Origin of the sequence: Pseudomonas sp. SWRI51, assembly GCF_014268825.1 — a bacterium.
Taxonomy (GTDB): Bacteria; Pseudomonadota; Gammaproteobacteria; order Pseudomonadales; family Pseudomonadaceae; genus Aquipseudomonas; species Aquipseudomonas farsensis.
Genome location: NZ_JABWRG010000001.1, coordinates 21,010 through 35,180, shown reverse-complemented (window position 1 = coordinate 35,180; position 14,171 = coordinate 21,010). Strand labels below are relative to the sequence as shown.

The 14,171-nt window shown below is 64.6% G+C and carries 10 protein-coding genes and 2 riboswitches; of the genes, 5 read left to right on the top strand and 5 right to left on the bottom strand.

Annotated elements, in window-relative coordinates:
* Window positions 1-143 precede the first annotated feature (143 nt).
* The 4 genes from HU720_RS00165 (at window position 144) to HU720_RS00150 (ending at window position 5,000) form a co-directional block, all read left to right on the top strand.
* A complete protein-coding gene (locus HU720_RS00165) occupies window positions 144-2,273 on the top strand; it encodes a TonB-dependent siderophore receptor (protein ID WP_186516198.1) in 2,130 nt (709 codons plus the stop codon).
* Window positions 2,274-2,425: 152 nt separating this feature from the next.
* Window positions 2,426-3,385 carry a ribonuclease Z gene (locus HU720_RS00160; RefSeq protein WP_186516190.1) on the top strand — a complete coding sequence of 320 codons (960 nt, stop codon included), beginning with the start codon at window positions 2,426-2,428 and terminating at the stop codon, window positions 3,383-3,385.
* 119 nt (window positions 3,386-3,504) lie between these two features.
* On the top strand, window positions 3,505-3,714 hold the full coding sequence (locus HU720_RS00155; protein WP_186516188.1) for a hypothetical protein: 210 nt from the start codon (window positions 3,505-3,507) through the stop codon (window positions 3,712-3,714).
* A 101-nt stretch (window positions 3,715-3,815) separates the two neighbouring features.
* Window positions 3,816-5,000: an acetyl-CoA C-acyltransferase family protein gene (locus HU720_RS00150; RefSeq protein ID WP_186516186.1), complete on the top strand. Its 1,185-nt coding sequence runs from the start codon at window positions 3,816-3,818 to the stop codon at window positions 4,998-5,000.
* Between the two features lie 3 nt (window positions 5,001-5,003).
* On the opposite strand, the gene HU720_RS00145 is transcribed toward HU720_RS00150, so the two are convergent.
* Window positions 5,004-6,329: a sigma-54 dependent transcriptional regulator gene (locus tag HU720_RS00145; RefSeq protein ID WP_186516184.1), complete on the bottom strand. Its 1,326-nt coding sequence runs from the start codon at window positions 6,327-6,329 to the stop codon at window positions 5,004-5,006.
* 321 nt (window positions 6,330-6,650) lie between these two features.
* Here HU720_RS00145 and HU720_RS00140 point away from each other — a divergent pair, with 321 nt between their 5' ends.
* Window positions 6,651-6,917, top strand: a complete 267-nt coding sequence (locus HU720_RS00140; protein WP_186516182.1) for a hypothetical protein — start codon at window positions 6,651-6,653, stop codon at window positions 6,915-6,917.
* A 95-nt stretch (window positions 6,918-7,012) separates the two neighbouring features.
* Here HU720_RS00140 and HU720_RS00135 read toward each other — a convergent pair whose 3' ends face one another.
* From HU720_RS00135 to cobW, 4 genes are all read right to left on the bottom strand, one after another.
* Window positions 7,013-7,579 carry a VWA domain-containing protein gene (locus tag HU720_RS00135; protein WP_186516434.1) on the bottom strand — a complete coding sequence of 189 codons (567 nt, stop codon included), beginning with the start codon at window positions 7,577-7,579 and terminating at the stop codon, window positions 7,013-7,015.
* A 95-nt stretch (window positions 7,580-7,674) separates the two neighbouring features.
* On the bottom strand, window positions 7,675-8,685 hold the full coding sequence (locus HU720_RS00130) for an AAA family ATPase (protein WP_186516180.1): 1,011 nt from the start codon (window positions 8,683-8,685) through the stop codon (window positions 7,675-7,677).
* Between the two features lie 2 nt (window positions 8,686-8,687).
* Window positions 8,688-12,449, bottom strand: coding sequence for a cobaltochelatase subunit CobN (gene cobN, locus HU720_RS00125; protein WP_186516178.1), 3,762 nt, complete (start codon window positions 12,447-12,449; stop codon window positions 8,688-8,690).
* Window positions 12,450-12,452: 3 nt separating this feature from the next.
* Window positions 12,453-13,520 (bottom strand): cobalamin biosynthesis protein CobW, encoded by a 1,068-nt coding sequence (cobW, locus tag HU720_RS00120; RefSeq protein WP_186516176.1) that lies wholly within the window; start codon window positions 13,518-13,520, stop codon window positions 12,453-12,455.
* Between the two features lie 97 nt (window positions 13,521-13,617).
* A riboswitch (cobalamin riboswitch) is annotated at window positions 13,618-13,815 on the bottom strand.
* A 60-nt stretch (window positions 13,816-13,875) separates the two neighbouring features.
* Window positions 13,876-14,097, top strand: a riboswitch (cobalamin riboswitch).
* Window positions 14,098-14,171 lie beyond the last annotated feature (74 nt).

Here is a 14,171-nt window from a genome sequence, read left to right as displayed (position 1 = left end):
GCCAGGCACACCTGCACCAACCTGGTACGCCCGTCACAGTCGGCATCCAGTATGCCAAAACATCTGGTAATGGGAATTGTTACCAGATAATATCGCGCCGCGTTTACACCCTCTCCGTGACCTTTCTTCCAGGACCTGAACCGATGCGTTACAGGATTGTTTCGCTGTGCCTGCTACACGCTGCCCCAATGCTCACCTGGGCGGCAACCACCCCCGTCGATACCTCGGCAGGCATTCAGCTTGAAGCTGTAAACATCAACGCCGACGCCGACTACGAGCGCGCCGACAGCCCGGTACAAGGCTACCGCGCCACCCGCTCGGCCAGCGCCACGCGCACCGACACGGCCTTGCATGAAACACCGCAGTCGGTCAGCGTCGTGCCCAAGGATGTCCTGGAAGACACCAGCGCCACCCGTTTGCAGGATGGCCTGGACTACGCAGGCGGTGTGGGCCGTGCCAACAATTTCGGCGGCCAGGGCCTGACCACCTTCACCGTGCGCGGCTTCACCACCGGGGAGTTCTACCGCAACGGTTTCCCGATCAACCGCGGCTACCCCAACGCCCCGGATGCCAACACCGTCGAGCGCCTGGAAGTGATCCGCGGCCCGGCCACCAGCCTGTATGGCCGTGGCGACCCGGGCGGCACCTTCAACATCGTCAGCAAGCAGCCGCTGCCGGAGCAGAAGGTCACCCTTGGCAGCCAGTTCACTGACCAAGGCATGCACCGCGCCACACTCGATGCCACCGGCCCGCTCAACCAGGACGGCAGCCTGGCGTATCGCCTCAACGTGCTGGGTGAAGGTGGCGAGACATTCCGCGATGACGTGCAGACCGAGCGCTACGACGTGGCGCCGGTGCTCAGCTGGCAGGTCAACGACAGCACCAAGATCGTCTTTGAAGGCGATTTCATGCGCAATAACCACCCGTTGGATCGGGGTTTGACGCGTTTCCCAACACAGAAAGCCAGCGCTTCGCGCGACACCAACGCCTGGGAAAAAGGCAGCGACAACCTGCTGCATAACGACAACAACATGGCTCAAGTGCGGTTCGAGCATCTGCTCAATGAAGACTGGACGCTGGGTGGCGGGTTCCAGTTTCTCGATGGCTCACTCAAAGGCAATGCGGTCGAAGCGTACGGCGTTACGCCCAATGGCCAGGCCCTGCGTCGTAACTTCAACTATCGCAAGTTGGAGTGGACTGATCGCGACTGGCAGTTGAACCTGACCGGCCACTTCGATACCGCTGGTTTTGCCCACACGCTGCTGACCGGGGTCGAGTATGAGAACTATGATTACAACTCGATCATCCTGCGCTCTACCGCGCCGTACCTGATTGACATCAACAACCCGGTACTGGGCCAGCCGCGTCCCGCACTGAATGCCCGCCCCACCACTTGGGATAAAGAAAACCTGCAAACCTGGGCGTTCTTCATCCAGGACCAGGTAGCCTTGACAGAACGGCTGAAAGCGCTCGCGGGTATACGCCTGGAACGCTTCGAGCACGACTACGTCAACAAGCTCGATGACAAGGGCGACTTCACCAAAGGCCAAAACGCCGTTACCCCACGCTTCGGCCTGATCTACGATCTGACCGACACCGTCGCGGTCTACGCCAACACCGCACGTTCCTTCAAGCCCAACAGCGGTACCCCGCAAGCAGGCGGTGGCTTCGACCCGGAAAAGGGCAAGTCGTACGAGCTGGGCATGAAGTGGGAAGCCCTCGACCGTCAACTGACGGTCGATGCGGCGATCTACCACATCGTCAAGGAAAACGTGCTGACCAACGATCCAAACGACCCCACCAACACCTTCAAGGTAGCGGCAGGCGAAGTGCGCAGCCGTGGCCTAGATATCAACATCGCCGGCAATATCACCCCCGAGTGGCGCATGATCGGCGGCTACGGCTATGTCGATGCCATGGTTACCAAGGACAACGTGCTGGAAAAAGGTACGCGCCTGGCCAATATTCCGCGTAACACCTTCAGCCTGCTGAACACCTACGAGTTCCAAGACGGCGTGGTCAAAGGCCTTGGCCTGGGCATGGGCGTGAAGTACGTGGATGACCGCGCCGGGCAAACGGCCGCGACTACCTACACCATGGAACGCTACAGCGTTGTTGACCTGCTGAGCTTCTACAAGGTCAACGAGCACGTGCGCCTGAACCTGGATGTAAAGAACGTGTTCAATAAAGGGTATGACGAAGGTGCGTTCAACGCCTACGTCTACCCAGGCGAGCCGCGCACTGTACAAGCTGGGGTGGCTTACACCTTCTAAGGTCCGTTGCCCGTGCACTCCTGGTCTACCGCTCCTGCGCAGACCGCGCTGGCCTGGCTCGCAACGGGGCCCTGTTCCCGCCCCGACGACCATGCTAGCCTCCGCGCGCCTCGCCCTGCGAGGCTGGACAGTCTTCAGGCAAGGAGTCAGGCATGGACCTGCAGTTTCTGGGCACCTCATCAGGGGTGCCTACCAAGGCCCGCAACGTCAGCGCGACCGCCGTCATCGAATCCGCCGGCCACGGTTGGTACCTGGTCGACTGTGGCGAAGGCACACAGCACCAGTTGCTGCGCAGCCCGCTGTCGGTCCGCGACCTGCGCGGCATTCTCATCACCCATGTGCACGGCGATCACTGCTTCGGCTTGCCTGGGCTGCTGGCCAGCGCCGGCATGTCAGGGCGCAGCGAGCCGCTCACGCTGGTTCTGCCAGCGGCCTTGCAGGGCTGGGTGCAACAGACCCTCGCCGTAAGCGAGACCTACCTGCCCTTCGAACTGCAAATACAGACGTTGGAGACCTTCAGCGGCCTGCAAAACGGCAATATCAGCGTGTGCACCGTGGAGCTTTCGCACCGGGTACGCTCCTGGGCGTATGTCTTCGAAGAGCGCGACCCCTCCCCCCGGCTGGATACCGAACGGCTCAAAGCCGATGGCATTCCCGCCGGGCCACTGTGGGGGCAACTGGCCCATGGCCAGGCGGTAGAGCATCAGGGCCGCCAGCTCGATCCGCTTGCCTACCTGCAGCCCACACGCGCTCCACAGCGGGTAATCGTCTGCGGCGACAACGACCGGCCCGAGCTGCTGGCAGGTGTTGCCCAGGGCGTTGACGTGCTGGTCCACGAAGCCACCTTCACCCAGCCTGTGATCGACCGCAGCCAGACCAGTTTCGGTCACAGCACCGCAGCGGCCGTAGCGCTCTTCGCCGAGCAGGCAGCGGTGAAAAACCTGGTGCTGACCCACTTCAGCGCCCGCTACCAGTGCGCGCCCGGTCGCGGCAACAGCATCGAGGAAATCCGCCAGGAAGCCCTGGCCGGCTACCACGGCAACCTGACCCTCGCCCGCGACTTGCAGCGCTACCATTTGGGCCGCGACGGCGTATTGGTGCAGGCAAACTGAGCGAAAACCCTGGCCGGCGCAAAACTGACCAAACCGTTAACGTTGGCAAAATCTGCGGTCTTCATCATGCGTGGCAATCGGCCATTGGCCACCTGCCTAACCCACTGGAGACTGCAACAATGAAAACCCTCGCCATCGCCCTTGCCCTGCTGGCCACAACCACCGTGACGTCGGCCTTTGCCGAAGGCGGCGCCGACCGCCTGCGCGAGCGCAGCGACCAATGGGCCGTGCAACGCCAGCAGGCGCAAGAGGCCGTCGCCAAGCGCCAGGCCGAGCAAGGCAACCGCCAGGCTGATGTCCCGCGCACTGAAGCCAAACCTGCGAGCTGAGCGAGCAGCGCTTTGCAGGTCTTTGCCTAGACTCCTTGCACACAGGTAGCGTTGGTACCTCGCAGAGGGCGCCCCGCTACGTCGTCGCACAAGGAGCAACCATGAGCAGCACGCAAATCTACATCGTCAGCGCAGTACGTTCGGCCATCGGCAGTTTCGGCGGGTCACTCAAAGACCTGCCACTGGCCGACCTCGCCACCCAAGTCACCCGTGCCGCCCTCGAGCGCTCCGGGGTGGATGCCGCACAAATCGGCCATCTGGTCATGGGCAACGTGATCCCCACCGAACCGCGTGACGCCTACCTGGGCCGCGTTGCGGCTATCAAGGCCGGCATCCCCAAAGAAACCCCGGCATTCAACGTCAACCGCTTGTGTGGCTCGGGGCTGCAAGCAATTGTTTCGGCAGCCCAGGGGCTGTTGCTGGGTGATAGCGATATCGCCCTGGCGGCGGGCGCCGAAGCCATGAGCCGCAGCCCGTATCTGCTGCCCCAGGCACGCTGGGGCGCGCGCATGGGCGACCTGCAAGGTATCGATTATATGGTCGGTGTGTTGCAGGACCCATTCGAGCACTTTCACATGGGCATCACTGCCGAGAACGTCGCTGCAGGCCACGGCATCACCCGCCAGATGCAGGACGAAACCGCGCTGGCCAGTCAGCAGCGGGCCGCCCGGGCGATAGCCGAAGGCCGCTTCAACGGGCAGATCGTGCCGATTGAGGTCCCTACCCGCAAAGGCTCCGTGCAGTTTGCCGTTGATGAGAACGTGCGCGCGGAACTTACCACCGAACAATTGGCGGGCATGAAAGCCGTATTCAAGAAAGACGGCACGGTAACCGCCGGCAACGCCAGCAGCATCAACGACGGCGCCGCAGGCCTGGTGCTGGCTACGGGCGATGCCGTGCGCCGCCTTGGCCTCAAACCGCTGGCGCGCCTGGTGGCGTACGCCCACGCCGGCGTGGAGCCCGCATTGATGGGCCTGGGGCCAATCCCGGCCACGCGCAAGGTGTTGGAAAAGGCCGGCCTGACGGTCGCCGACCTGGATGTGATCGAGTCCAATGAAGCCTTCGCCGCACAGGCCTGCGCCGTGGCCCGCGCATTGGATTTTGACCCGGACAAGGTCAACCCCAACGGCTCGGGCATTTCGTTGGGGCACCCGGTCGGTGCTACCGGCGCTATCATCGCCACCAAGGCCATCCATGAGCTGCAAAGGATACAGGGCCGCTACGCCCTTGCCACCATGTGCATCGGTGGCGGGCAAGGCATCGCCGTGGTCTTTGAGCGCACGTAAGCGTCAGCGAATCTGGTGCTTGTGTAGCAGGCGGTAGAAGGTGGGCCTTGAAATGCCCAGCACTTTTGCCGCAATGCTCATGTTGTCGCTATGCCGATCCAGCACATCGCACAGCGCCTGGCGCTCGGCGCGGTGCTTGTAATCTTCCAGCGTGCCCAGCGGCAGGTCTTGCTCCTGAGTGTCCTGAAGGCCAAGGTCTTGCGCTTCGATCTGCCGGCCCTCGGCCAGCACCAGGCCACGGCGCACGCGGTTGGCCAGCTCACGCACGTTGCCCGGCCAGTCGTGCAGGCCCATGGCAGCCAGGGCGCCATCGCTGAACGAGCGGGGCCGGCGCCCCGTTTCAATGCTGTAGAAATGGGCAAAATGGCTGGCCAGCAACGACAGGTCGCCGTGCCGGTCACGCAGCGGTGCCGTGACGACCTGCAGCACGTTGAGCCGGTAGTACAAATCTTCGCGAAAGCGCCCAAGGCCGATAGCCTTTTCGAGGTCGACATGGGTCGCCGCCAGCACCCGCACATCCACCGGGATAGGCTGGTTGCCCCCCACGCGCTCGATGTGTTTTTCCTGAAGAAAGCGCAGCAGATTTGCTTGAAGTTCGAGGGGAAGATCGCCGATCTCGTCGAGAAACAACGTGCCACCATGGGCCGCCTCGATACGCCCGACCTTGCGCTGGTGCGCACCGGTGAAGGCGCCTTTTTCATGGCCAAACAACTCGGATTGAATAAGGTGCTCGGGGATTGCCCCGCAGTTGATGGCGATAAACGGCTGGTCATGGCGCTGCGACAGGCGATGTAGCGTGCGCGCCACCAGCTCTTTACCCGTGCCGCTTTCCCCGCGTATGAGCACCGGTGACTCGGTGGGCGCCAGCTTGCCCAACAGCTTGCGCAACTCGCGGATCGGCCGACTTTCGCCGAGCAGTTCGTGCTCATGCTCATCCACCCGCACCGCACCTTTGCCGCGCAGCCGCGCCATGCCGAAGGCGCGCCCCAGCGTCACCTGGACCCGCGAGACGTCGAAGGGCAGCGTGTGAAAGTCGAAAAACCACTCGCAAACGAAGTCACCGACATTTTGCATGCGCAGTTCTTCAGCGCTTAGCACGGCGATCCACTCGGTCTTGCTGCGCTGGATGAGGTCCCTGACCGCATCGGGGTGACGCAAGTGCGAAGCCTGCAGGCGCAGCAAGCCAACATCGCACGGGTGCTCAAGGGCGGTATCCAGCGTGCAGGTGCGCACCTCCCAGCCCACACCGCGCAACCCAGGCAACAGGCGGTGGCAGTCTTCGCAGGGGTCGACAATCAGCAGGCGGCGATGGGAAGCAGGCTCGAGCATGACCGTTCCTTGGCGCCGGTAATCGGCTTTTTTTCGAATAAACAGTAAGTTGCGACGCCAGAAATAACAGTAGCAATTAACTTGACGCGCTCGACTACCGTTGGTCAGCCCGTTTTACTCGCCGCGAATTTTCATCGCATATCGGCGTCACACGCCGCAGCACCGGCAATGTTAAAAACCCTTAACTTAAAATTTTCAGTTGTTATGTGACTTCACCCCTGACCTGGAGCATCAGTACGAATAACCCCGCGCTGTACGCTATGCCGGAACAACATCGCGGAAACTACTTTTCGCTGTTTGGGACCATAGAGAGACCGAGCCATGAATGCCCCGTTGCGCGTCAACGAAGCCCTGCTGATTGCCGACCACGCCTTCGAACCGTTCCAGTGCGTTGCCTGGGATGCACCCAACGGTACCGGTGAGCTGACGCTGGCAGTGATTGACCGGACCAGCACCCGCATTGGCGCCAAGCAAGTCTCCTCGCGGGTCTATTCCGACCCTGCGCAGTGGGCCTGCCTGATCGAAGAAGTGCGCGCCGAACTGTGCCAGAAAGGCTACGACCTGCAGCCGTGGTCGATGCCCAAGTAAGTACACCCGCCACCACACGTGCGTGGCCGCCACGCACGTGTTGCAACTTGGCCTGCAACTTTTACGGTAGCGGCATTGTGTCGCAGCCGGCCGCCTTAGTTAACTTTCTGAAACTGGTCTATATGCCGGTATTCGGCACAAAGTTGCTCGGCAAGTTGCTGCGCCCGCCCGACCCGCACTGCGGCCCGCTCTATATCTACCACTACGGTGGCGCAGGGCAGAGGCTGCAAGCCAGCCCATGGCGTCAGCCGACCGTCGGTCAGGATCAGGCAGCGCTGGGTTTCGTGGGGCAGCCGCCTGGCCCTGGTTTGCAGCCAGGTTCGCGCCTCATCCAGCGCTGCCAAGAGCGGCGTGCCGCCACCTGCGCCCAACCCATCAAGCCACGGCTGCAACGCAGCTGACGCCTTCAGGCCATGGCGCTGCCAGCGCGGTGTGTCGCCGCTTGCGGTCAGCAGCGCCAGCCGCGCCCGTTGCCGGTAGGCCTGGTCGAACACCCCGGCCAGCAGGCCTTTGGCCTGGCTCAAGGCGTGCTGACGGCGGGTCGAAGCCGAGGCATCGACGATAATCAGCCACAACTGCGGCGCCTGCGCCTGGCGCTGCTGCCAGCACAGGTCGCGCTGTGTGCGTGGGCGCCCCTTGAGCAGTGTCGCCAGCCAGGCGATGTGCCCGCGCCCGGAAGCCGTGGCGCGCCCACGGGGCGCACCTTGCACACGGCCTGGGCGATGTCTGGCATCCAGCGCTTGGCTGCGGCGGATGCTCAGGGCTTTTTTGCCCAGTTCGGCACCTCACGCCGGGCGCCGGTAGCCACTGGCTGTGGCGCCATGGCCCCCCAGTTGCCCTGCCCTTCGCCTTGCTGGGGTTGATCGGGCTGCCCGCCACTTGCTGGTGGCGGCTGTTGGCTTTGCGCCTGCGGGGCGTCGGTGTTGCGGCGATGGCGCAGGGCGAATTCGGCGACCGCCTCGACATCCTCTTCGCAAATGTGCCCGGCGCCACGCCACGCGGCGTGGGCACGGGCGGCGCGCAGCCAGACAAGGTCGGCGCGCAAGCCGTCGACCCCTGCGGCAAAGCATCGCTCGGTGATCCAAGCCAAGGCCTGGTCATCCAGTGCAATAGCGGCCAGGCGCTCCCGGGCGCCGTGGCAGCGCTCGCGCAGTTGCGCCTGGGGCGCTGCCCATTCGGCGCAGAAAGCGTGCGGGTCGCTGTCGAACGCCAGCCGGCGGCGGATGATCTGCTGGCGCGCTTCAGGTGCCGGCAAACCCTGCAGTGCGACATTCAGCCCGAAACGGTCGAGCAACTGCGGGCGCAACTCGCCTTCTTCTGGGTTCATGGTGCCGATCAGCACGAAACGCGCCGGGTGGCGATGGGAAATACCATCGCGCTCGACACGGTTGGTGCCACTTGCCGCCACGTCCAGCAACAGGTCGACCAGCGGGTCGGGCAGCAGATTCACTTCATCGACGTAAAGCACCCCGCCATCGGCATGGGCCAGCACCCCCGGCGAGAACTTCGCCTGGCCCTGTCCCAGGGCCGCATCGAGGTCCAGCGTGCCCACCAGGCGCTCTTCGGTGGCGCCCAAGGGCAAGGTGACGAACGGCCCGTCGCCGAGCAGGTCAGCCAAGCCTCGGGCCAGGGTGCTCTTGGCCATGCCGCGTGGGCCTTCGATCAGCACACCACCGATTTTAGGGTCGATGGCGGTCAGGCACAGTGCCAGTTTGAGGTCGTCGGCCCCGACCACGGCGGCCAGGGGAAATTGCACGGGTTCGGTCATGGTCAGCAGTCTTCCTCGCCCTCGAGCAACTGTTGCTCAAGGCTTTCGCGGTAGTCGCCCGGTTCCTGCCAGAGCCCGCGTTGCTGGGCTTCCAGCAAGCGCTCGGTAAGGTCGCGCAAGGCTTCGGGGTTGTGTTCACGCATGAAATCACGGGTGGCCGGGTCGAGCACGTAGGCGTCGGCCAGGCCCTGGTAATGGTGGTCGTCGATCAGGTGGGTGGTGGCATCGAAGGCGAACAGGTTGTCCACCGTGGCCGCCAGCTCGAAAGCACCTTTATAGCCATGCCGCTTGGCGCCGTCGATCCACTTGGGGTTGAGGGCGCGGGCGCGTATTACCCGGTTGAGTTCCTCTTTAAGGGTGCGGATACGCGGGCGGTCGGCCTGGCTGTGGTCGCCGTGGTAACTGGCGCGGGTACTGCCGGCCAGGGTTTCGGCGGCAGCCAGCATGCCGCCCTGGAACTGGTAGTAATCGTTGGAATCGAGCAGGTCATGCTCGTGGTTGTCCTGGTTCTGCAGCACCGCCTGCACCTGGCTCAGGCGCTGGGCGAAACGCTCGCGGGCCGGGGTGCCTTCGTCGGCGGTGCCATAGGCGTAGCCACCGTGGTTGAGGTACACCTCGGCCAGGTCGTCGCGGCTGTTCCAAAGGCGCCCGTCGATGGCGTTCTGCACCCCGGCGCCGTAAGCACCAGGCTTGGCGCCGAAAACACGCCAGCCGGCCTGGCGTGCTGCAAGTTCGGCGTCCATGCCCTCACCGACCAGCGCCTGGCGCTCGGCGCGCACGCGGGCGGCAAGGGGGTTGAGGTCATCCGGCTCGTCCAGCGCGGCAACCGCCTGCACCGCCGCATCGAACAGGCGAATCAGGTTGCCGAAAGCATCACGGAAGAACCCCGACACCCGCAGCGTAACGTCGACCCGAGGGCGGTCGAGCAAGCTCAGCGGCAAGATTTCGAAATCATCGACACGCTGACTGCCGGTAGCCCATACCGGGCGCACGCCCATCAGCGCCATGGCCTGGGCGATATCATCGCCGCCGGTACGCATGGTCGCGGTGCCCCACACCGAAAGGCCGAGCTGGCGCAGGTGGTCGCCGTGATCTTGCAGATGGCGTTCGAGGATCAGGTTGGCCGAGGCAAAGCCCAGGCGCCAGGCGGTGGTGGTGGGCAGGTTGCGCACATCCACGGTGTAGAAGTTGCGCCCGGTCGGCAGCACATCCAGGCGCCCACGGCTGGGCGCGCCACTGGGGCCGGCCGGCACGAAGCGCCCGGCCAGCGCCGCCAGCAACGCGTCGATTTCGGCAGGGCCGCAGGCGTCCAGGCGCGGCGCCACCTCGTTGCGCAGGGCGTGCAGCACGTCTATGACCGGCAGCCAGCTACTGTCGTCCGGCAATGCCAAGGTTGCCTCCAGGGCCTGGCCGATCAGCGTCAGCGCAAGCTGCTCAAGGCGCTCGCGGGTGTCACCCGTGATGCGCCAGGGCGCGCTGTCGACCGCTTGCAGCAGCGCCGGGCGCGGCCCTTGCCAGGGCTCGCCGAGGTCGCAGTCCAGCGGGTCGAAGCCCAGCGCCATGGCCTTGGCCAAGGTGCGAATCAAACTTGCATTGCCGCCGCGACCGTCGCCACGCTCGACCCGCAGCAACGCCAGCAGCGTATCACTGCGCAGGCGGCCCTGTGGCGACTCGCCGAACACGTGCAGGCCATCGCGGATCTGCGATTCCTTGAGGTCGCACAGATAGGTGTCCAGCCGCGGCAGCCACACCGCCGCATCGTCCAGCTGGCCCTCGAGTTGCAGCTCGCGGTCGATGTGGTTGGCCTTGACCAGTTCCAGAATGTCCCGCTGCAACTCACGTGCTCGGCGCGGGTCGAGCAATTGCGCTTCATAATATTCGTCGGCCAGTTGCTCCAGATCGCGCAGCGGGCCGTAGGATTCGGCGCGGGTCAGCGGCGGCATCAAGTGGTCGATGATAACCGCCTGGGTACGGCGCTTGGCCTGGGCGCCCTCACCCGGGTCGTTGACGATGAACGGATAGATGTTCGGCAGTGGCCCGAGCAATGCGTCCGGCCAGCATTCACGCGACAGGCCCACACCCTTGCCCGGCAGCCACTCAAGGTTGCCGTGCTTGCCGACGTGGATAACCGCATCGGCGGCGTAGCTGTTGCGCAGCCAGAAGTGAAACGCCAGGTAACCATGGGGGGGCACCAAGTCCGGGTCGTGGTACACCGCACTCGGGTCGACCTGGTAGCCCCGCGCAGGCTGAATGCCGACAAAGGTCAGGCCATAGCGCAGCCCGGCAACCATCAGCCGGCCGTTACGGTGCATCGGGTCCTGCTCGGGGGCGCCCCAACGTTCCAGCACGGCGCGCTGGTTGGCCTGCGGCAACTGGGCAAAGGCGGCTTGATAGTCGGCCAGGCTCAAGCTTTGGGCGCAGGGGCGTTGGTCGAGGTGGTCAAGGTCGTTGGTTACGCCGCCGAGCAGTTGCTGAATGAGCGCAGTGCCGCTGTCCGGCAGCCCGGCAACCGGGTAGCCCTGCCCCTGCATGGCCTGCAGGATATTCAGCGCCGCCCCCGGCGTATCCAGGCCGACACCGTTGCCGATGCGCCCGTCGCGGGTCGGGTAGTTGGCCAGCACCAGGGCGACGCGCTTTTGCGGGTTATCCAGGCGCGCCAGTTCGACCCAGCGGCGCGCAAGTTCAGCGACAAAGTCCATGCGCTCAGGGTGCGCGCGGTAGCACACCACGTCGGACTGGCTGCGCTCGCTGTGCCAGGCAAGGTCTTTGAAACTCACCGGGCGGGTGATGATGCGCCCGTCCAGCTCCGGCAAGGCAATGTGCATGGCCAGGTCACGGGCGCCCAGGCCCTGCGCGCTCTGCTGCCACGCCGGCTGGTTGTCCTGGGCGCAGATCGCCTGCAACACCGGCACGTCACGGCGCAGCGGGCGCAGGTTGGGGCGTTCGGGGCTGGACAGGGCAAAGCCTGTGGTATTGATGATGACCTCGGCCTCGACCTCGTCCATCCACGCCTCGACCTGTTCAAGGCATGCTGACTCCTTCAGGCTGGCCACGGCGATCGGCAACGGGTTCAGCCCGCAGGCCTGCAGGCGCTGGCAGAACACATCGATGAACCCGGTGTTGGCCGCCTGCAGGTGCGAGCGGTAGAACAGCAGCGGAGCCACTGGCCACTGCGGGTTCCATTCGGCGTACCAGTCCTGCAGCACCGCACTGGGCAGTGTTGGGTGGTAAACCGCCGTGCGCGGCAGCGGCTGGGGTTCGTCCCAGGCGTAATCGCGCTCCAGCCAAAGGCTTGCGAGGCAGTTGAACAGGTTGAGCGCATTGGCCTTGCCGCCTTGGCGCAGGTAATGCCAAAGGCGCTCGGCCTGCGCCCCGGTGACATTGCCCAGGCCGGTGAGCTCCGGGTCCGGGCGGTCATCGCCCGGCACCATGATCAGTTGCACGCCGCGGCTGGCCAGCTCGACCAGTTGCTCGACGCCATAGCGCCAGTAACCGACCCCGCCGTGCAACGACACCAGAATCACCTTGGCATGGCGCAGCACCTCGTCGACATACAGGTCGACCGAAGCGTGGTTCTGCACCTGCATGGGGTTGGCCAGGCGCAGGCTGGGGAAGTGTTCAGGCAGTTGCTCGGCGGTTTCGGCGAGCAGCGCCAAGTGCGAATCGCCGCTGCACAGAATCACCAGTTCCGCTGGGGTCTGGCCAAGGTCAGCGATACTGTCGTCCGGCACGAAGCCGCCGGGCTGGGTGCGCAGCAGGTGCATCGGTCAGGCGCCCAGCGCCTGGCGCAGGCGGGCTTCCAGGTGCACGGCATCGAGGTCCTGACCGATCAGCACCAGGCGGGTGATGCGTGGTTCTTCGCTGCGCCAGGCGCGGTCGAAGTGTTTGTCGAAACGGGTGCCGACACCTTGGATCAACAGGCGCATCGGCTTGCCAGGGATGGCCGCGAAGCCTTTGGCGCGCAGAATGCCGAACTCGGTGACCAACTGCGTCAGGGCGCCCATCAGCAGGCTTTCGTCGGCTTCAGGCAGGTCGATGGAGATGGAGTCGAAGGCGTCGTGATCGTGGTCGTCATGGTCGTCGCCGTCGTGGTGCGAATCGTGGTGAGTGCGCCGGCCATCGATGTGCGCTTCGGATTCGGCACCGACACCCAGCAGCACGTCCAGCGGCAGCCGGCCACTGCTGGCCTCGATCACCTTGACCGCTGGCGGCAGCTCTTGCGCGACTTCTGCGCGGACCTTGGCCAGGCCTTCGGCGTCGATCAGGTCGGCTTTGTTCAACACCACCAGGTCGGCGCTGGCCAGTTGGTCGGCGAACAGCTCGTGCAGGGGCGACTCGTGGTCCAGGTTGGGGTCGAGCTTGCGCTGGGCGTCGACCTGGTCCGGGTAGGCGGCGAACGTGCCGGCGGCTACGGCCGGGCTGTCGACTACGGTAATGACCGCATCGACCGTACAGGCGTTACGGATTTCTGGCCACTGGAAGGCCTGCACCAAAGGCTTGGGCAGCGCCAGGCCGCTGGTTTCGATAAGAATGTGGTCAAGGTCGCCACGGCGGGCAACCAGTTCACGCATCACCGGGAAGAATTCTTCCTGCACGGTGCAGCACAGGCAGCCGTTGGCCAGCTCATAGACGCGGCCATTGGCCTCTTCTTCGCTGCAGCCGATGCTGCATTGCTTGAGGATTTCGCCATCGATGCCCAGCTCACCGAACTCGTTGACGATGACCGCAATGCGGCGGCCTTGGGCGTTGTCGAGCATGTGCCGCAGCAACGTGGTTTTACCCGAACCGAGAAAACCGGTAACGATGGTGACGGGGAGCTTGGCCAGTGTTTTCATGCGAGTGCCCTTGGCTGCAATGGCGCGGGCATGCGGCGGGACCGCCACGGGCGCTGATGGCCGGGCGTGTTCGCCACCGGATCACCCCGCCCGGTTTAAAGTCGAAAAGTTGCGAGGCAGGTCTCCTGGCTTGCACAGTGCCGGCCGCTAAGCCAGCAGGTGGGCGCCTTCCCGCATTCGCAGTGGCCATGCCAACCTTGTCGGATGTGCTTACAGTTGCGGGGGCAGCCGCGGCTTGACCGCGTTCCCGTCTTAGCTCCAGCACCGCTGGAGAACCTCGAAACGGCAAGGCTACGCAGTGCCCGCAATCCGGTCAACCGCCGTGGCGATTGACGCCCGCCCTGCCCCGTGATTTGCTAGCGAACTGCGTCCAGGTGCCCCTTAGGGGTGAAACGGGAAACCGGTGCGCCTTGAGCCTTTACAAAAGGGCCAGGCAAATCCGGTGCTGCCCCCGCAACGGTAAGCGAGAGAAGTGTCCAGACCACTGTGCCGCGCATTGGCATGGGAAGGTGACACTTGAACGGAGCCCTGCTCCGCCTCGCAAGCCCGGAGACCGGCCTGACGTCAACTCAACACCCCGCGGTGGGCGGGCGCTGTCGTTTACCCTGGGCCCTGGTGCCCGGGGTCGCCGCGCTTGCCCGTTGCCACAAC